17 protein-coding genes are annotated in these 17,388 nt (G+C 70.9%); 14 read left to right on the top strand and 3 right to left on the bottom strand.

Annotation, left to right across the window (positions count from 1 at the left end; all coding sequences use genetic code 11):
* The first annotated feature begins 62 nt into the window (after positions 1–62).
* The 4 genes from QSK39_RS20185 to QSK39_RS20170 all read left to right on the top strand — a co-directional run bounded on the left by QSK39_RS20185 (position 63) and on the right by QSK39_RS20170 (position 3,056).
* Positions 63–626, top strand: a complete 564-nt coding sequence (locus QSK39_RS20185) for an NADPH-dependent FMN reductase (protein ID WP_285479307.1) — start codon at positions 63–65, stop codon at positions 624–626.
* A 6-nt stretch (positions 627–632) separates the two neighbouring features.
* Positions 633–1,622, top strand: coding sequence for an amidohydrolase family protein (locus tag QSK39_RS20180; RefSeq protein WP_285479306.1), 990 nt, complete (start codon positions 633–635; stop codon positions 1,620–1,622).
* A 40-nt stretch (positions 1,623–1,662) separates the two neighbouring features.
* Entirely contained in the window at positions 1,663–2,061 is a 399-nt protein-coding gene (locus QSK39_RS20175) for a MerR family transcriptional regulator (protein WP_285479305.1), read from the top strand.
* A 71-nt stretch (positions 2,062–2,132) separates the two neighbouring features.
* Positions 2,133–3,056 carry an NADP-dependent oxidoreductase gene (locus QSK39_RS20170; protein WP_285479304.1) on the top strand — a complete coding sequence of 308 codons (924 nt, stop codon included), beginning with the start codon at positions 2,133–2,135 and terminating at the stop codon, positions 3,054–3,056.
* An 18-nt stretch (positions 3,057–3,074) separates the two neighbouring features.
* On the opposite strand, the gene QSK39_RS20165 is transcribed toward QSK39_RS20170, so the two are convergent.
* Positions 3,075–3,716, bottom strand: a complete 642-nt coding sequence (locus QSK39_RS20165; protein WP_285479303.1) for a TetR/AcrR family transcriptional regulator — start codon at positions 3,714–3,716, stop codon at positions 3,075–3,077.
* 108 nt (positions 3,717–3,824) lie between these two features.
* On the opposite strand from QSK39_RS20165, the gene QSK39_RS20160 reads away from it, so the two are divergent.
* The 5 genes from QSK39_RS20160 (at position 3,825) to QSK39_RS20140 (ending at position 10,018) form a co-directional block, all read left to right on the top strand.
* Positions 3,825–4,862 (top strand): medium chain dehydrogenase/reductase family protein, encoded by a 1,038-nt coding sequence (locus QSK39_RS20160; protein ID WP_285479302.1) that lies wholly within the window; start codon positions 3,825–3,827, stop codon positions 4,860–4,862.
* Positions 4,863–5,032: 170 nt separating this feature from the next.
* The gene (locus tag QSK39_RS20155; RefSeq protein ID WP_353051069.1) at positions 5,033–5,455 is read left to right on the top strand and encodes a TetR-like C-terminal domain-containing protein; all 423 of its coding nucleotides are present in this window, start codon (positions 5,033–5,035) and stop codon (positions 5,453–5,455) included.
* Between the two features lie 31 nt (positions 5,456–5,486).
* The gene (locus QSK39_RS20150; RefSeq protein ID WP_285479301.1) at positions 5,487–6,080 is read left to right on the top strand and encodes an ABC transporter permease; all 594 of its coding nucleotides are present in this window, start codon (positions 5,487–5,489) and stop codon (positions 6,078–6,080) included.
* A 170-nt stretch (positions 6,081–6,250) separates the two neighbouring features.
* Complete coding sequence (locus QSK39_RS20145; RefSeq protein ID WP_285479300.1) at positions 6,251–6,823, top strand: hypothetical protein; 573 nt, start codon at positions 6,251–6,253, stop codon at positions 6,821–6,823.
* Positions 6,824–7,033: 210 nt separating this feature from the next.
* Entirely contained in the window at positions 7,034–10,018 is a 2,985-nt protein-coding gene (locus QSK39_RS20140) for a 3-keto-alpha-glucoside-1,2-lyase-like domain-containing protein (RefSeq protein ID WP_285479299.1), read from the top strand.
* A gap of 42 nt (positions 10,019–10,060) precedes the next feature.
* Here QSK39_RS20140 and QSK39_RS20135 read toward each other — a convergent pair whose 3' ends face one another.
* Entirely contained in the window at positions 10,061–10,936 is an 876-nt protein-coding gene (locus tag QSK39_RS20135) for a fumarylacetoacetate hydrolase family protein (RefSeq protein ID WP_285479298.1), read from the bottom strand.
* A gap of 109 nt (positions 10,937–11,045) precedes the next feature.
* On the opposite strand from QSK39_RS20135, the gene QSK39_RS20130 reads away from it, so the two are divergent.
* The 5 genes from QSK39_RS20130 to QSK39_RS20110 all read left to right on the top strand — a co-directional run bounded on the left by QSK39_RS20130 (position 11,046) and on the right by QSK39_RS20110 (position 16,111).
* Positions 11,046–11,531, top strand: a complete 486-nt coding sequence (locus tag QSK39_RS20130; protein ID WP_285479297.1) for a hypothetical protein — start codon at positions 11,046–11,048, stop codon at positions 11,529–11,531.
* A gap of 34 nt (positions 11,532–11,565) precedes the next feature.
* Complete coding sequence (locus QSK39_RS20125) at positions 11,566–12,570, top strand: ArsR/SmtB family transcription factor (protein WP_285479296.1); 1,005 nt, start codon at positions 11,566–11,568, stop codon at positions 12,568–12,570.
* 106 nt (positions 12,571–12,676) lie between these two features.
* Entirely contained in the window at positions 12,677–13,399 is a 723-nt protein-coding gene (locus tag QSK39_RS20120) for a hypothetical protein (protein ID WP_285479295.1), read from the top strand.
* A 4-nt stretch (positions 13,400–13,403) separates the two neighbouring features.
* Positions 13,404–14,882 carry a PrsW family intramembrane metalloprotease gene (locus tag QSK39_RS20115; protein ID WP_285479294.1) on the top strand — a complete coding sequence of 493 codons (1,479 nt, stop codon included), beginning with the start codon at positions 13,404–13,406 and terminating at the stop codon, positions 14,880–14,882.
* The gene (locus QSK39_RS20110; protein ID WP_285479293.1) at positions 14,879–16,111 is read left to right on the top strand and encodes a GH-E family nuclease; all 1,233 of its coding nucleotides are present in this window, start codon (positions 14,879–14,881) and stop codon (positions 16,109–16,111) included. The genes QSK39_RS20115 and QSK39_RS20110 overlap by 4 nt, the downstream gene beginning before the upstream one ends.
* A gap of 12 nt (positions 16,112–16,123) precedes the next feature.
* Here the strand turns inward: QSK39_RS20110 and QSK39_RS20105 are convergent, their stop codons facing one another.
* Positions 16,124–17,026 carry an endo-beta-N-acetylglucosaminidase H gene (locus QSK39_RS20105; RefSeq protein WP_285479292.1) on the bottom strand — a complete coding sequence of 301 codons (903 nt, stop codon included), beginning with the start codon at positions 17,024–17,026 and terminating at the stop codon, positions 16,124–16,126.
* Positions 17,027–17,388: the final 362 nt, after the last annotated feature.

Genomic DNA, 17,388 nt, shown 5'->3' with positions numbered 1-17,388 from the left:
TTTCAAGTCGAGGCGGCTAGGTTGACTTGAAGATTCAAGTCAACCGATTCCGGAGGTTCCCCGTGAGCGACCTGAAGCTCGCCGTCATCCTCGGCAGCACCCGCCCCGGCCGCAAAGGCGCGGCGGTGGCGGACTGGGTGCTGACCAAGGCCAAGGAACGCACCCGCGCCGGCTACGAGCTGATCGACCTGCTCGACTACCCGCTGCCGCACCTGGACGAGGCCGTGCCGGCCAGCCGGGGCGCGTACGCCGGCGAGCACACGAAGGCCTGGGCCGCCAAGATCGGCGAGTACGACGGATACGTCTTCGTCACCCCGGAGTACAACCACTCCACTTCGGGAGTGTTGAAGAACGCCATCGACTACCTCTACGCCGAGTGGAACAACAAGGCCGCCGCCTTCGTGTCGTACGGCGCGCTCGGCGGGGCGCGGGCGATCGAGCACCTGCGGGCGATCGCGAGCGAACTGCAGCTGGCCCACGTGCGCCAGCAGCTGTCGTTCTCGTTGTTCTCCGACTTCGAGAACTTCTCGGCGTTCACGCCGTCCGCGATGCACGACGCCGCCGCGACCGTCCTCTTCGACCAGCTCGAGTCCTGGGCCGGCGCGCTCAAGACCGTCCGGAGCTGAGCGCCGATGAAGCTCTACGCGCTCGAAGAGCACTTCGTCACCGACGACGTGGTCGACGCGTGGCGGCGGCGCGACCCCGGCCTGGCCGAGCCGATGATGAAGTGGGCCGTGGCCAGCGAAGTCACTCCGGCGCTGCTGGACCTCGGCGGCGGACGCGTCGCCGCCATGGACGACGCCGGGATCGACACAGCCGTGCTGTCCCTCACGACGCCGGGCCTGCAGAACCTCGACGCGGCGGAGGCGGTCGCCCTGCAGGCGCCCACGAACGACCTCCTCGCCGCCGCCGTGCGCCGGCACCCCGGCCGGTTCGAGGGGTTCGCGACGCTGGCCACGCCCGCACCGTCGGCCGCGGCGGACGAACTGCGGCGCGCGGTCGGCGAGCTCGGTTTCCACGGCGCGCTGGTCAACGCGAACTCCGGCGGCCGATCGCTGGACGCGCCGGAGTTCTGGGACATCTACGAGGCCGCCGAAGACCTGCGTGCTCCCGTGTACCTGCACCCGGGCGTTCCGGTCGCGGCCGTCACCGAGGCCTACTACCGCGGTTTCGGCACGCGGGTGGACGACATGCTGGCCACCGGCACGTTCGGCTGGCACTACGACGCCGGGCTGACCGTGCTCCGGATGATCCTCGCCGGCGTCTTCGACCGGTTCCCCGATCTCCGGCTCATCCTGGGGCACTGGGGCGAGGTGGTGTTGTTCTACCTCGATCGCGTCGCGGCGCTGGACCGGCTCACCGAGCTGCGGCGGCCGATCGCGGAGTACTTCCGTGCCAACATCTTCATCACCCCCGGCGGCATCTCCAGCCACAAGTACCTGCGGTGGAGCCTGGAGACGGTGGGGGCCGAGCGGATCATGTACGCGTCCGACCACCCGTTCAACCGCGAGCGCGCCGGGTCCGCGCGGCACTTCCTGGAGCAGGCGCCGGTGAGCGAGGCGGACCGCGAGCGGATCGCGCACCGGAACTGGGAAGAGCTCGTCGCCGGCATCCGCCGCTGACCGGCCGGGGTGCGCGGTCCGGGTGGCGTAACTTCGGGGGATGAGGATCGGCGAGCTGTCCCGGCGCACGGGTGTGAGTGCGCGTTCCCTGCGGTACTACGAGGCGCAGGGCCTGCTGACCAGCGTTCGCTCCGCGGCCGGACAGCGGCACTATTCCGACGCCGAGGTCCAGCGCGTGTCCCTCATCCGGCAGCTGTTCGACGCCGGCCTGTCCAGCCGGGTGATCGCGACCGTGCTGCCGTGCGTGGAGACGCCCGGTGACGCGGGTGTCGTCGACTTCGCCTTCGCCACGATGAAGCGCGAGCGCGACCGGATCGACGCCGAGATCGCGCACCTGGTCGAGTCCCGGGACGCCCTCGACGCCCTGCTCGACGCCAACAGCCGGCACCGGGCGGAGCTGGCTGACGCTGTGAGCCCTGCCTCAGCCGGTTGCCCTTGACACCGGTGTGAGCGGTGACGATGACCGCAGGGCCCGGAGCCACCGGGCCGGTCGTCGGAAGGCAGTGAAAAATGGGACAGGCATGGGGTTTCGGCAGGTACGGCGGGCCGGAGGTGCAGGAGTTCTTCGACCGTCCCGATCCTGAGCCCGGTTCCGGTGAGGTGCTGGTGCGGGTCGACGTCGCCGGCGTGAACCCGCTTGATCACCTGCTGCGCGCGGGCCTGGTCCCCGGGCTCGACGGCGGGCGCCCGTTCCCGCTCGTGCTGGGGATGGAGGCCGCGGGCACGGTTCTCGCCCTGGGGGAAGGCGTCGACGGGCTCGAGGTGGGGGACGCGGTCTTCGGGTTCGCGCTCACCGGCGGCGGCACGTACGCCGAGACGACGGTGCTGTCGGCCCCGAACACCGCGCGCATCCCGGCGGGGCTGTCCGCGACCGTGGCGGCGACGCTGCCGATCGCCGGGACGACCGCGGTCGACGCGCTCGACCAGCTCGGCCTCCCGGCCGGCGCCACGATCCTGGTCAACGGCGTCGGCGGCGGGGTCGGCCTCGCCGTCGCCCAGCTGGCCGCGGCGCGCGGCCTGCGGGTGCTCGGCACCGGCAGTGCCGCCAAGCGCCCGTACGCCGAGGCCGCCGGCGTGCGGTTCCTCGACTACGCGGCCGAGGACGTCCTCGGCGTGGCTCGTGAGCTGGTTCCGGACGGCTTCGACGGGATCGTCGACCTGGTCGGCGGCGCCTCGCTGCGAGCGGTCGCCTCGCTGGGGCGCGATCCCCGCACCGTCGTCGCCGTGGGCGATCAGTCCGTGTCCGAGATCGGCGGCCGGTTCGTCGAGCGGCGCCTCGACCGCGCGAACCTGGAGCGCACCGCCCGGCTGGCGCTGGACGGAGTTCTCGCACCGGCGATCACCGCGGTCCACCCGTTGGCCGACGCGCCGGCCGCCCTGGCCACCGTCGAGAACGGCCATGCCGCGGGGAAGGTCGTCGTCAAGGTCGCCTGAACGATGCTCGGCGGACGCTCATCCGGTGCCGAGGTGGGCCAGTGCGGTGATGATCCGGTCGGCGATGTCCGGCGGCCACGGGAAGGCGACCGTCACCGCGCGCTGGTGGGCGAGGCCGTGCAGGCCCAGCCACAGCGCGACGGCATCGGCGTGCAGGTCGGTGCCGGCGGACTGGCCGGCCGTGACGCAGTCGGCCAGTGTTTCGGTGAGCAGCCGGGTGCACGCGTCGCCGAGGGTGGCCACGTCGTTCTCGGTCACGGAGGTGTCGTGCAGGGCGGGCATCCAGAGGCCGCCGAACATGGAGCGGTACCGCTCGGGGTGCTCCTCGGCGAACCGCAGGTAGGCGTGGCAGCAGGCGAACAGCCGCGTTCGGGGGTCGTCGCCCGCGGCGTCCAGGCCGGCCCGCAGTTGTGCCTCCAGTTCGACGAACGCCCGCTGGACCACGGCCAGCATGATGGCGGGCTGGTCGGGGAAGTGGCGGTAGATCGACGGCGCGGCGATCCCGGCTCGGCGTGCGACGGACCGCAGCGTGATGGCGCTCTCGTCCCCGATCTCGTCGAGCAGGTCGACCGCCGCGGCCACGATCTCCTCGCGAAGGCGGCCGCCCTCGCCTCGGCGGTTGCGGGTGCGGGTGGATGTGGCGGTCGGCTCGTCGGTCATGGCGTTAGCTTACATCGGAAAACTTATGGGTGTTAGCTCTTGTGCCCGTAAGACTTACTTGTGTAACTTTACGTCCGTAACCACAAGCGAGCGGATACGGAGTCAGCCATGAACAGCACCGTTGCCACCCAGGTCACCGAGGTCGTCCTGCCGGGCAAGGTCGAGGCGAGCGGCCTGCAGGTGCGCACCCGCGACCTCCCCGCGCCGACCGCGGGCCGGGTGACCCTGCGAATGGACGCGACCGGCGTGTCCTTCGCCGAGCAGCAGATGCGCCGCGGCAAGTACTACGACCAGCCACCGTTCCCCTTCGTGCCCGGCTACGACGTGGTCGGCACGGTCACCGCCGTCGGCCCGCGGGTGGACGGCTCGCTGGTCGGGCGCCGGTTCGCCGCGGTCACCAAGATCGGCGGCTGGGCCAGCTCCCTGCAGCTCGACGCCGCGGACCTGGTGCCCGTGCCGGACGGCGTGCCGGCGGCCGAGGCGGAAACCGTCGTGGTCAACGGGGTCACGGCCTGGCAGATGCTGTACCGCAGCGCGAAGGTGCCCGCCGGCGCGACGATCGTGGTGCTCGGCGCCAACGGCGGCGTCGGGTCGACGCTCGTGCAGCTGGCCCGCCACGCCGGGATGACGGTGATCGGCACGGCGTCGCCCCGCCACCACGACACCGTGCGCGAGCTGGGCGCGATCCCGGTCGACTACCGCGACCCGGAGATGTACCGGCGAATCCGGGAGCTCGCGCCGGAGGGCGTGGACGCGGTGTTCGACCACGTCGGCGGCGCCGGGCTCAAGGACTCCTGGAAGCTGCTGCGCCGCGGCGGGACGCTGGTGTCCTACGGCACCGCGGCCACCAAGGACGAGGACGGCAACTCCCAGCTGCCGGTGCTGAAGTCGTTCGCACGGCTGGCTTTGTGGAACTACCTGCCCAACGGCAAGGGCGCGCGCTTCTACAACTTCTGGGCCGGCAAGCGTCGTCTGAGCACCTTCCGGGACCGGCTGCGCGAGGACCTCACCCAGGTGCTGCGGCTGCTCGCCGACGGCGTCCTCACCGCCCAGGTCGCCGCGGAGTACCCGCTGGCCGACGCCGGTGCGGCGCTGGCGCTGGCCGAGTCGCGCACCGTCGCCGGCAAAGTCGTCATCGTCCCGTAGGGCGCCGGCCGTGACCGCGCCGCGCCGGCCGCGCAACCCCCGCGGGGAGGGCGGCCGGCTCCGCGAGCAGATCGTGGCCGCCGCGCTCGACCTGCTCGACGCCGGCGGCGGCGAACGGGCCGTGACCTTGCGAGCCGTGGCCCGCCGGATCGGGATCGCGCCGCCCCTCGATCTACGCCCACTTCCCCGACCGGCCGGGCATCCTGCTCGCCGTCGCGCAGTGCGGTTTCGCCGACCTGGCGGACCGGCTCCGAGCCACCGCGGCGGCCGTCGAGGAGCCCCGGCAGCGGCTGCACGCCGTCTGCCGGACCTACCTCGAGTACGCCCGGCGCCATCCGCAGCGCTACCGCGCCATGTTCGGCGACCACGGGAGCCCCCAGGGCGCGGAAGCGCTGCGGGTCCTCACCGACTGCCTCACCGCGTGTGCCGCCTCGGGCGACGCCCTCAGCGACGACCCGGCCACCGACGCGATCGTCCTGTGGCTGGGCCTGCACGGCCTCGCCCACCAGCGCATCGTCGCCAGTTCCTATCCCTGGCCCACCGACATCACCCGGCGGCTGACCGTCCCGCTGGCCCACCTCGTCGAGAACTGACCGCTGCACACCCCGCCTGGAGGCACCAGCCATGACCACCCTCGCGCTCCCCGCCGCCCCCGCCGTCACCCGCGTCGGCGACGTCGACAACCGCGCCGCCTACGCCGGCTTCGGATCCGCCTACGTCCTGGGACACGGCGCCACCGCCGTCTCCCGGGGCGACGACCCGCTGTTCGCACTGCCCGGCTGGCTACCCCCGGCGCTGCTCGTGGCCGGCCTCGCCGCCGGCACCGTCTTCTCCACCCTCGGCGCCACCCGAGCCCAACGCGGCGCCGACAAGCGCACCGCGCTGATCGGCCAGCTGCTCGGCCTGTCCTGGATCACCGGCTTCGCCGCCCTGTTCCTCGCCATCACCGGTCTCACCACGATCTCCGGCGCCGCCGACCTGCCGACCGTCCTCTGGCCGACCGGCTCCGGCCTCGTCGTCGGCCTGCTCTACATCGCCGAAGGCGTCGCACGCCGCAACCTCGTGCACTACGCCCTCGGCAGCTGGCTGGCCCTCATCTCCACGATCGCTCTCGTCGCCGGCACGCCGGGCCTGTTCTGGATCCTCGCCATCGCGGGCGGCGGCGCCTACGCGCTCGCGCTCGTCCTCGAACGACGGCGCCTCGCGCACATCCGCTGACAGCGGGACGCGGGCCCGTACAGCGGCTGTCCAGTGGTCGTACATCGGCTGTCCAGTTGCCGCCAGCACACTCCGTTCGCATGGTCTGTCGTGCTGACGATAGGAGCTGGAACATGTTCAAGCACAAGGCATTCCGGAATCGGACCGGTGGCCGGAGACGATTGCTGGGGATGGTCCTGGCGGTCGGGGTGGGCGTGGCGTCGGCGGCTCCCGCGGCGCAGGCGGAAACCGCACCGGCGCCACCCACGCTGCACCGCGACTTCACTTCGAGCACCTCGGCCAAGCCGGTCGCGAGGATCACGGCCGAGATGAAGTTCGACTGCGCCGGTATGTCCGCCGAGGCGCTCGGCAAGGCCGTCGAACAGAAGCAGTGCCCCGCGCCCGGCGATGCGAGCACCGACGGCACGGTCACCGGGAACTGCGGTGCCGCGTGGATCGACATCTTCGACGACGTCCCCGGTGACGGCGTGGCGAGAGTCGTCTGGGGCATGACCTCGTACCAGGGGCCGATGATCTACCGCAGCCTCGTGGTCACCTACAACTTCACCACGATCGACATGGGGATCGTCTCCGGCACCCTCGTCGACAGTTCCGTCATGTTCAGCCCGTACTACCAGGCGACCACGACCGCGACGTCACCCCGGCCCAGCGGGCTGGCACTCCTCCTGTCCGGTGGGGTGACCCTCCTTTCGGGCAGCGGGTGCGTCATCCTGTCGCCGAGAGCCTTCCTGCCGATCAGCTGATCGTTCGTGAGGAACGCTCGCCACGCCGGGTCCTTCGGCGTGGCGAGCCGCGGACGAGCGGGAGGTGCGCTCGCCGACGCCGACACTTACGCGTCTGGACGGCGTAATTTCGCTCAAACGGGACATACTTTCGTTGACTTGATGCAAAAGTCCTCCCTACGCTCACCGAGCGTCAGGTACAGAGCCTGGCTCTTCCCCCGAGGAGCAACGATGCTTCTGGCTGTCCGCGCACGATGCCGCCGGGTGGTTCTGGTGGTAACAGTCCTGTTCACAGCCCTTTCGACGGCCGTCGCCACACCCGCTCACGCCGCCGTTCCCCCTCAAGAGCCAGGCGTGACCCTCCGGGTGTTCGACATGCAAACCGAACTGAGCAAGCTGTGCACCATCAAGCCCGGGTTGACCCCCAACGTCGACAAGCTGATGCCGACGATCAACTGGACCAGCACCGCCGACTTCGGCGTCGACGACTTCCTGGTGTCGGAGGTGACCGGCAACATCTCCATCGCGACCGCCGGCAGCCACCAGTTCCGGCTGACCAGTGACGACGGCTCCCGGCTGCGCATCGACGGGCAGGTCGTGATCACCAACGACGGCCTGCACGGCGCGACCGCGGTGACCGGCTCGGTCCAGCTGACCACCGGCTACCACGCGCTGCGGATCGAGCACTTCGACAACGCCGGTGACCAGCAGATCACGCTGGAATGGCAGCCACCCGGCTCGTCGGCCTTCGCGGTGGTGCCCAACTCGGTGCTCAGCACCGACGCCGGGGTCGTCCGGGTGACCTCGCCGGGGAAGAAGGAATGCGAAAGCACCGCGGACTCTCCTGGTGACGGCCTGCCGCTCACCGGCGTCCACCCCGGTTTCACGCTGACGAACCTGCGCCCCGACGGCTTCCAGCCGCAGGTGACCGGGATGGACTGGCTGCCCGACGGCCGGCTCGCCATCGCGACCTGGGGTGGGTCGAACAACACCGCCGGGGAAGTCCAGCTGATCAGCAACGCCACCGGCACCACGGATCCTTCGCGGGTGCGGACCCAGCGGATCGCCAGCGGTCTCAAAGAACCGATGGGCGTCAAGTACGTCGACGGCAAGCTGTACGTGTCGGAGAAGACGCGGCTCGTCGAACTCAATGACACCAACGGCGACGGCGTCACCGACGTCTACCGCACGGTCGCGACCTGGCCGTTCAGCGGCAACTTCCACGAGTTCGCGTTCGGCCTGCTGTACAAGGACGGGTTCTTCTACGTCAACCTGTCGGTGGCGATCGACCTCGGCGGCGCCACGACGAACCCGCAGCCCGCGCCGGGCCGCGGCGTCACGATCAAGGTCGACAAGAACACCGGCGCCGTCTCGACCATCGCCGGCGGCCTGCGCACCCCGCACGGCATCGGCTGGGGCCCGGAAGGCGACCTCTTCGTCACCGACAACCAGGGCGCCTGGCTGCCCGCGAACAAGCTCGTGCGCATCAAGCAGAACCGGTTCTTCAACCACTACACGAACCCGGCGGGCCCGTTCGACGCGCAACCGGTGACCGCGCCGGTGGTGTGGTTGCCGCACAACGAAATCGCCAACTCGCCCAGCAACCCGGTCCAGCTGACCCAGGGCACCTTCGCCGGCCAGCTGGTCTACGGTGACGTGACCTACGGTGGCCTGCAACGGGTCTACCTGGAGAAGGTCAACGGCGAGTACCAGGGTGCGGTCTTCCGCATGACGCAGGGCCTCGAGTCCGGGGTCAGCCGGATCAGCCTCGGCCCGGACGGCGCGATCTACACCGGCGGGATCGACGGGGGCGGCAACTGGGGGCAGCCGGGCAAGCTCGCCTACGGCCTGCAGAAGCTGACTCCCAACGGCACCAGCACCTTCGACATCCTCGCCATGCGGGCGGTCGCGGGCGGGTTCGAACTCGAATACACGCAACCGCTGTCCGCCGCGACGGCACAGGACCTGGTCACCAAGTACCAGGTCTCGCAATGGCGCTACGCACCGACTTCCACCTACGGCGGGCCCAAGGTCGACGAGCAGACCCTCACCGTGACCGGCGCGGCGGTGTCGGCCGACCGCAAGAAGGTCACCCTGCAGATCGCCGGCCTGCTGCCCGGGCGGGTCGTCCACGTCCGGTCGCCCCGGCCGTTCGCGGCCGAATCCGGCACGGCGCTGTGGAGCACGGAAGCGTGGTACACCCTCAACTCGCTGGTGGGTGGCGCGCCTGCCGCCGTGACCTACGAAGCCGAGCGCGCGACGCTGAGCGGCGGCGCGGGCGTCAACACCGACCACACCGGCTACGAAGCGACCGGATTCGTCGACGGGTACTGGAACCAGGGCGCCGCCACGACGTTCGCGGTGAACGTGCCGGCCGCCGGGACCTACAACGTCGGCCTGCGGTACGCGAACGGCCCGAATCCCAGTGCCGGGACGAAATCCGTGAGCGTCTACGTCAACGGCGCGAAGGTCCGGCAGACCCGGCTGGCCAGCACGACGACGTGGGACAACTGGGCGCTTCAGCCGGAAGCGCTGCCGCTCGCGGCGGGCGCGAACTCGATCTCCTACCGGTTCGACAGCGGTGACGCCGGCAACGTCAACCTGGACAACATCACCGTCACCGCGGCCACCCGGATCCCGTTGTTCACCGGGACCGACCTGAACGCCTGGGAACTCCGCTCCGGCGGAGCGGCGCCCTGGCCGGTCGCCGGCGGCTCGATGGAGTCACTCGGCGGGGACATCCGGACCCGGCAGAAGTTCGGGGACTTCAAGCTGCACGTCGAGTGGTACGAGCCCAGCTACCCGTCGAACGTGACCGGGCAGGCGCGCGGCAACAGCGGCGTGTACCTGCAGGACCGCTACGAGGTCCAGGTGCTCGACTCCTACGGTGACACCAGCCTCGCCAACGACGAGGCCGGCGCGATCTACACGCAGAGGGCGCCGGACGTGAACGCCGCGACAGCGCCGCTGACGTGGCAGACCTACGACATCACGTTCCGGGCGGCCCGGTTCGACAGTGCCGGGACGAAGACCGACAACGCCAGGGTGACCGTCGTCTGGAACGGCGTGACCGTCCACAACGACGTCGGCATCACCGGATCGACCGGGGCCGGCGATCCGGAAGGCGCCGCTCCCGGCGCGATCCGGTTGCAGGACCACGGTGATCCCGGGGAGAACGTGCGGTTCCGCAACGTGTGGATCGAACCGATCAGCTGACCAACGTCCGGCGGGGTTCGTCCACCGAGCCCCGCCGGACTCTCAGCGCGCGGCGAGCACCCGGCGCACCTCGTCGGCACCCCGCACCACGGGGGAGTGCAGCGATCCGACCTCGTCGATCTCGATCTCGACCAGGTCTCCCGGCCGCAGCCCCTGATCGAGCCCCGGCACGACGGACGTGCCCGTCGAGAGCACGGCGCCGTCGGGGAAGTCGTTGTCCCGCCACAGGTACTCGACCAGGCCGGCCGGTTCGCGGTTCAGTTGCGCGGTATTGGCTTCGCCGGCGAACACCTCGTGCCCGTCGCGCAGGATGCGCATGCGGAGGCCGAGCGCCAGCGGGTCCGGCACCTCCCACGCCGGCCGCACCCGCGCGGACACCGCGCACGAACCGGTGTAGATCTTGGCCTGCGGGAGGTACAGCGGGTTCTCGCCTTCGATGCTGCGGGAGCTGACGTCGTCGACCACCACGTACCCGGCGATCTCGCCGGCACCGGTCAGCAGCAGGCCGAGTTCCGGCTCCGGCACGTCGTTGGCGGAATCGGCGCGGATCGCGATCGGCTCGCCGTCGGTGACCACGCGCCACGCGGCCGACTTGAAGAACAGCTCGGGCCGCTCCGCGCGGTACACCCGCGCGTAGACGTCCTCGTCGGCGCTCTCCTCGCGGCGGGCCTCTTCGGAGCGCAGGTAGGTCACCCCGGCGGCCCACACCTCCATCCGCCCGTCCAGCGGCGGCAGCAGGCGCGTCCCGGCCGTGGGCACGGGCTCTCCGGCGGCCTCGGCCAGCGCGCGGATCTCCGCCACGGGGCGGCGCAGCAGGTCACCCATCGACGCCACCGCGAGCGGCCGCAGCTGCTCATCGGTGAGCAGGCCGACTCGGATCTTGCCGGTGCCGTCGGTGAATCGCACCAGGTGGCTCATTCTCGGACCTCCTCGGTCATCGTCGAACCTACGGAGTGCGGAGCGTGATGGTCAACGAATCGCGGGTCCGCCGGGGCAACCACGACGGCCGCTCCGGCGTGCTGGTGGCATGACGTCGTCGAGGTCCTGGCTGCCCGAGGCGGCCTTGCTGTGGCTCCCTCTGCTGGTGCTGGCCGGCGGGCTGGCGGGGGTGTGGGCCGGCGTTGCGATGGCGGTGGACGTGGACCGGTCGGCGGGGCTCTTCCCGGGGCGGGTCGTCGCGACCGGGTTCCGGGAGCACCGGACCGTGGACGTCGAGTACACCGGGCCCGACGGGGTGACGAGGACGGAGACCTTCGAGCACAACAAGGGGGGTGTGGGCGTCCCGGGCCGCCGGGTCTACATCCGGGTGTGGCCGGACGAACGGCGCGCGGAATTCGACGAGGGCGACAAGCACACCGGGCCGATCGTGTACGGCAGCATCCTGACCCTGCTCGGCGCGGGCGCCACCGTCCTGGTGTTCCGGTGGCATCACGGCGCGAGGTTCGAGAAAAGCCGGGCACGGTTCGAAAGGTGGTGGTCTTCGTGCTGGTGGTGGCTGTCCCGCTGGCAGTGACGAAAAAGCGGCACGGGCGCGAGGGGAGCACGCGGTGAGGGGAACGCTGCGCATCCACTTCACGGACGCCGACCTGGCCCGGCTCCGGCTGGCCGAGGGGCCGGATCCGTTGTGGGAGATCGTGCTGGCGTCGCAGAAGCTGGGCGCGACGACGGGCGGACTCGCCTTCGACCATTGGCGCGCCGTGGTAGGGGAAGGACCTGCTCCGGAGCGTCGGCGGTCGTCCGCGGGCATGGTGCGGGCGCTGGTGCCGCGGCACGGGTCGTTCCCGGACTTCATCACGCCCGTGGAAGGCATGCAGGGGCTGGAAGCGGGGGTGGCGACGCTCGCGCGGACCCCGGCGGCGCGGATGCGGACGGAGTTCGAGGTGATCGCCCGGACCCAGCGCCTGCCGTCGTCGGCGCGCGGCCTCACCGCGGGGTCGGCGGACGCGATGCGCGAGCTCGTCGGGGCGGTGCGCGCCTTTCACGACACCTGTGTCGCGCCGTACTGGCCGGTGGTGCAGGCGCACGTCGACGCCGATCGCGCGCTGCGGGCCCGCGCGTTCCTCGACGGGGGCTGCGAGGGTGTGCTGAACAGCCTGCGACCCGTGGTGCGGTGGTCCAAACCCGTGCTGGAGGCGGACTACCCGGTCGATACCGATGTGCACCTGCGGGGGCGCGGTCTCGTGCTGGTGCCGAGTTTCTTCTGCTGGAGCAACCCGGTGACGCTCATGGACCGATCCTGCCCGGTTCCCGTGCTGGTCCACCCGGTCGAGCACGACCTCACCCTCACCGCGGCCCACGGCGATCTGCCCGGTGCGGCGGGCACCCGCCTGGAAGCGCTGGTGGGCCGGACCCGCGGCCGGCTGCTGGCCGGACTGACGGACATGCGCAGCACCGGCGAGCTGGCGCGCCGCTTCGCGTTGTCGTCCCCGGCCGTGAGCCAGCACATCGGCGTGCTGCGGGACGCCGGTCTGGTCGTCACCCGCCGCGACGGCAACCGGTCCTTGCACCACCGGACCGCCCTGGGCACCGCGCTGTGCGACACGACGCTGTGAGTGCCGCTGAGCTGCGTTTTTAAGCTCACGCCGACGAAGGTCGCGACATACGGGCGCACAGTGTCAAGCTCGGCACCGGCCTGACGGTTTCCGGGGGAGAGCGGCTGTGCACCGACGTTCGATCGCGTTGTCGTTGCTCGCGATGCTGGCTTTGTGCGGTGGTTGCTCCGGGGACGGCACCTACGAGGTGGAGCTCGTGGTGTCGGTCGAGGGGGCGTACCGGGCAGGCTCGTTCGACGTCGGCTTCAGCGCACCCGGGACCACCACGTCCGAGGGCGGCAAGCCGGACGGGCCCGTCTGGCGGAAGACCGTCGACGTCGCGAGCCCGCCCGCCAACGTGCTGCTGCTGACCGCGCGGGCCGATCCCGATTCGGCCGCGGACTCGTCCGGCTTGTGGGTGACCTGCACGATCACCGTCGACGGGGAGGAGCGCGCGAAGGAGACCGATCACCGGTTCGTGTCGTGCGCCGTCGACATGTACGAGGTCACGGGCGGTGCTTCGATGCGCCCGGCGCCGCCGCCGGCCGGTGGGCTCTGGGGCTGGCTCGGTGCGCTGCTGGGAGTGGTGGCGATCCTGGCGGCGGGGGCGGTGATCCTGCGGCGGACGCGCCGGCCGGGCCCGCGACCTCGCGCCGAACCGCCGCGGGTACCGGATCGGCGGCCGGAGCCGGACCCGGTGCTCGAGCCGCAGATACGGTTCCTGCACCTCTGTGCCCTGTTCGCGGTCTTGGCGATCGGCGTGGGCGTCTTCGCGGCGTGTTCCACGACTCCGGAGCTGCCACCGGGGCTGCGGGTGCCGTCCGCTCCGCCGGCACGGAACGGGGGTTGAGGGAATGCCGGGATCGGTGCGGGTAGCGCGGGCGACGGCGGTCCTGATCGTCGCGGCGGTGCTGTCGGGGGCGTTGGGCCTGTGGATGCTGCTCGACGCGGTGAAGCCGGACGTGGCCGGCGCGGCCGAGGGGCGCAGCTGGGCCGAGTCGTTCGACGCCGCGGCGCGGACGCAGCTGACGGCGGTGCTGATCAGCTGGCCGGTCGCGGCCGCCCTGCTGATGGCCGTTCTCGTGCGCTCCCGGCAGGCCGGGAACTCCTTGGGGCAGCAGCGCATTCTGCACTTCGGCACGCTCGGGACGGCGGGAGTGCTGCTCGCTCCGTTCGTGATCACGCCGGTCGCCATCGTGACGGGACACCTGGCGTACTGGCTGGCGTGCGTCCCGACCACCGCGTTCGCGGTGTGGTCGACCTACCGGCTGCAACGCCACCACCGGATGCCGGCGTGGCTGGTGCTGCTGGGGTTCACCTGGGGCGCGGTCTTCGCGACCGGGATGAGTGGCCTGATGAACGCCCTGTTCAAGGACGCCGCGCAGGCGTTCGTCTACGACACCAAGCTGGCGGAGCTGACGCGGCACCCCGGACTCGGTGGTGACCGGTCGCCGCTGCAGCAGCTGCAGGACGCGCAGCAGCTGACCAGGACCGGGCTTTCGGTCGACGCCGCGCTCTTCGAAGAGCTGGCCAAGGGCGCGGGCATCGTGATCCTCGTGCTGCTGTGCCGCCGCCGGATCGACGGGCTGGTGTCCGGCCTCGTCCTCGGTGCGGTGGTGGGGCTCGGCTTCACCATGGTCGAGACCGTCGAGTACATGGGCCAGGGCGCACCCGAGTTCCAGTTCTGGACGCGGCAGACGGTGTCGCTGATGACCTCGCACGTCGCGTTTTCGGCGATTCTCGGTGCCACGATCGGCCTGACGCGGCAGCTCGCCGATCCACGGCGACGGCGCCGGGTGGTCGCGCTCGGGTTCCTGGTCGCCGTGGCGGGGCACTTCCTCACCGACGCGACGCTGCCCTACCTCACCGGGCTCGAGACCGGGTGGTTCGCCCCGAGCCCGCAACTGCAGTCGCTGGTGCTGCAGCCGGCGACCTTGGTCCTGCTGCAAGGGCCGTTCGTGGTCATCTACGTCGTGCTGCTCCGGCGCGGCCTGCGCGACCAGGCGGCCGCGCTGACCCGGGAGCTCGAGGCGGAGGCGAGCCGGGGAACGGGCGCGGTCGGCGTGGGCGAGGTGCCGATCCTGATGACCCCGAAGCGGCGCTTCAAGGTGAAGGTGCTCGTCGCCGCGCGCCACGGCGGGCTCGCGTCGTACCGCTACCTCGGCCGGCTGCACGCGGCGCAGCTCGCACTGGGAACGCAGCTGTGGCACCGGTCCCGCGGCGAACCCGAGGAGGACGCGCCGGACGAGACCCGGCTGCGTTCGCTCGTGCTGGACCTGAAAGCCCATCCGCCTCGGGCGCTGCTCGAGACCACCGGGCGGACGACGGCATGACTCGCCTCGTGGCGCTGTTCCGCGTGCTGGCCGTGGTCGCCGGGATGGTCGCGATCCTGTTCCTGTCGGAAGGGGAGGCGTCCGCGGACTGCACGGAGTCCTTGCAGTCCGATGCCGCGTCCCCGGCCGACCCGTGCGGCGGTCAGTCCAATGTGGTCGGTGCCGTCCTGGTCTCGGCGATCGCGGTCGCCGCGACGGCGGCAGCGCCCTTCGCACGCGGGGTGCAGAGCCTGAGCGGAGACCAGGCCCGGGCGGATGCCCGGACCCAGGTGGACAACCTCGGCCGGCCCGACGGGCAGAGCGGCGGGGAGGGGCAGTCGGCTGTCTCCCGCCCGCATCCCGAGTTCGGCCTCGCCCGGCACCTGATCGATCTGCCCGCGAAGGACGAAGCAGGTATCCGGCAAGCCGCGCTGGACATCGTGGACGTCGCGAGCGCGACCGCGGCCGAGGTGGCGGGAGCGAGCGGTGAACCCGCCGCGGAGATCACCGGCCTGGCGGCCCGGATGACGGATCTCGCCGACCGGATCGGCCGGGCACCGCAGACCACCGCGGGCCTGCGCGACGAGCTGGCCGCTTCCCTGATCCGGCTCGCGGAGCTGCGCAGTCCCCTGGGCGGTCCCACCGGTCTCGGCGCGGGCCCGGCCACGCCTACCCGGGCCCCTGGCCACAACACTCCCGGCCGGTTCTTCTCGGGCAGCTTCCGGGGCGGCTGGTCTCGCGCCATCAAGAAGTCCCGGGACCACTGGATGCGGTTCGACGAGGAGACGGACACCTGGGCGTCCTCGATCGAAGAGCGTGTTCCGCCCACCTACCGCAGAGTGCCGCTCCGCGGGGACGTCCAGCACGAGATCTTCAAGAACGCCCCACGCAACGGGAAGAACGAGTTCATCTCCGCCGTCGACGAGACCAAGACGATCCCGCCCGAGGTCGACCGGAGCGGTCGGATAGTCCGGTACCACCGCGACACCGGGATCAGGCTCAAGAGCACGGATCCCGGCTACGCGTCGGACTGGGTTCCGCACCCGGCCCGGTCCACGTTCGTCTTCGGGCACAAACCGAGCCACGAGTGGCGCAGCTACCGGTTCAAGGCCTACATGCACGGGTACGACCGGGAACGCGTCATCGCGGAGCAGAACGACCCGGCCATCTACCAGCTGGAACACCGGAACGCGGGTCATGCTCACGAGAAGGTGTTCGAAGCTCCCTACAAGGACCCGTACACGCCGTGACCGGCGGGCGGCTCAGTTCGTGTACACGGCGTCCTTGCCGTACAACGGCCTCGTGAAGCTGGAGATGTACGTGTGCGCATCGCTCGCACCGAGGTTGTAGGTCAGGAAAACGCCGTAGCCTTCGCTCACGGTTCGCTGGGCGAGACTGGCCGCGGTGCTGGTGGACGTCGCCGCGATCTGCACCGCCGCGGGGGAGAGCCCGGACTTGGGGAGGGCGATGTTCGGCACGCCCCAGGTGCCGTAGTACGGGTTCCAGGCGTAGGTGAACTTCGACGAGATGTCGACCCCGCCGTAGGACAACCTCGACGCCGACGGGCCGATGTTGTACAGCGAGATCAGCTTGGTGGGCATCGCCGCGCGCAGGGCCGAGACGAGGTAGACGAAGGAGCTGGCGTTCGGCTGGCCCGTGCCGTTGTTGCCGTACTCGGTGTATTCGTCGTCGAAGTCGATGCCGTCGAGCCCGTACTTGGTCACGGCGTCGGAGAGCTGCTTGGCGAAGGCCGCGGCCGCCTGCTGGGACGGGAAGTTGGCGAACCCGGCGCCCTGGTGGTTGCCCAGGATCGACAGCATGACCTTGATGCCCTTGGCCTGCAGCGGGCGGACCTGGGTGCTGACGTTGTCCAGCACGTTCTGCACGTTCGGGTTGAAGTACAGGTACGCCGACTTCGTCGCGGTGTCGTAGTTGATGTTGGCGGCGAAGATGACGCCGATGTCGAACACGTTGCCGCCGCCCTGGGCCAGCGCGTACTTGCCCACGTTCAGCATGCTGTTGTTGTTCACCTCGACGTAGGCCACGCTGATCGGCCCGGTCTTGCGCGGCGCGGCGGGCGTACTCGCCGCACTCGTGCCCGTCATCATGCCCGCCACGAGGGCGGTGCCTGCCAGCAACGCGGTGATCCGACCAAGCTTGACCACGGTAGCTCAACTCCTGCCGAGTGGTTTGAACCAATGTCCATGTAGGTGCTTCTCCGGCCACTTGTCAAGAGTGGTGATCACGCACCGGGCGCGGTACCTCGATCGGCCTACGCGGTTCGTCGGAAACCGCACCCGCGCCAGGCGCGCGGACCTCAGGCGTGGTGCTCGCGCAGCCCGGCGAGGGCCGCGTCGAGGATCGGCTGCCGGTAGTCCGGGGTGCCGGGGATCTTCGCGATGGCCCATCACGAGATCGAGGATCCGGTCGAGGTCGAGATCGCCGGCGATCTCGTGGGCGTTCTGGGCGGCGGCGTGACCATCCGGGCCGGCGACCCCGTCGTGGCGCCGAGCAACGCGGCGAACCA

Origin of the sequence: Amycolatopsis sp. NBRC 101858 (genome assembly GCF_030269325.1) — a bacterium.
Lineage (GTDB): Bacteria > Actinomycetota > Actinomycetes > Mycobacteriales > Pseudonocardiaceae > Amycolatopsis > Amycolatopsis ponsaeliensis.
The sequence above is the reverse complement of the archived record's forward strand: the minus strand, read 5'-3'. Positions and strand labels throughout refer to the sequence as shown.

Excerpts from the sequence above, each read along its gene's own strand:
- QSK39_RS20135 (WP_285479298.1), bottom strand. The coding sequence starts at position 10,936 with ATGAGCCACCTGGTGCGATTCACCGACGGCACCGGCAAGATCCGAGTC.
- QSK39_RS20180 (WP_285479306.1), top strand. The coding sequence starts at position 633 with ATGAAGCTCTACGCGCTCGAAGAGCACTTCGTCACCGACGACGTGGTC.
- QSK39_RS20115 (WP_285479294.1), top strand. The coding sequence starts at position 13,404 with ATGCCGGGATCGGTGCGGGTAGCGCGGGCGACGGCGGTCCTGATCGTC.
- QSK39_RS20170 (WP_285479304.1), top strand. The coding sequence starts at position 2,133 with ATGGGACAGGCATGGGGTTTCGGCAGGTACGGCGGGCCGGAGGTGCAG.
- QSK39_RS20150 (WP_285479301.1), top strand. The coding sequence starts at position 5,487 with ATGACCACCCTCGCGCTCCCCGCCGCCCCCGCCGTCACCCGCGTCGGC.
- QSK39_RS20145 (WP_285479300.1), top strand. The coding sequence starts at position 6,251 with ATGGTCCTGGCGGTCGGGGTGGGCGTGGCGTCGGCGGCTCCCGCGGCG.
- QSK39_RS20140 (WP_285479299.1), top strand. The coding sequence starts at position 7,034 with ATGCTTCTGGCTGTCCGCGCACGATGCCGCCGGGTGGTTCTGGTGGTA.
- QSK39_RS20110 (WP_285479293.1), top strand. The coding sequence starts at position 14,879 with ATGACTCGCCTCGTGGCGCTGTTCCGCGTGCTGGCCGTGGTCGCCGGG.
- QSK39_RS20175 (WP_285479305.1), top strand. The coding sequence starts at position 1,663 with ATGAGGATCGGCGAGCTGTCCCGGCGCACGGGTGTGAGTGCGCGTTCC.
- QSK39_RS20160 (WP_285479302.1), top strand. The coding sequence starts at position 3,825 with ATGAACAGCACCGTTGCCACCCAGGTCACCGAGGTCGTCCTGCCGGGC.
- QSK39_RS20165 (WP_285479303.1), bottom strand. The coding sequence starts at position 3,716 with ATGACCGACGAGCCGACCGCCACATCCACCCGCACCCGCAACCGCCGA.
- QSK39_RS20130 (WP_285479297.1), top strand. The coding sequence starts at position 11,046 with ATGACGTCGTCGAGGTCCTGGCTGCCCGAGGCGGCCTTGCTGTGGCTC.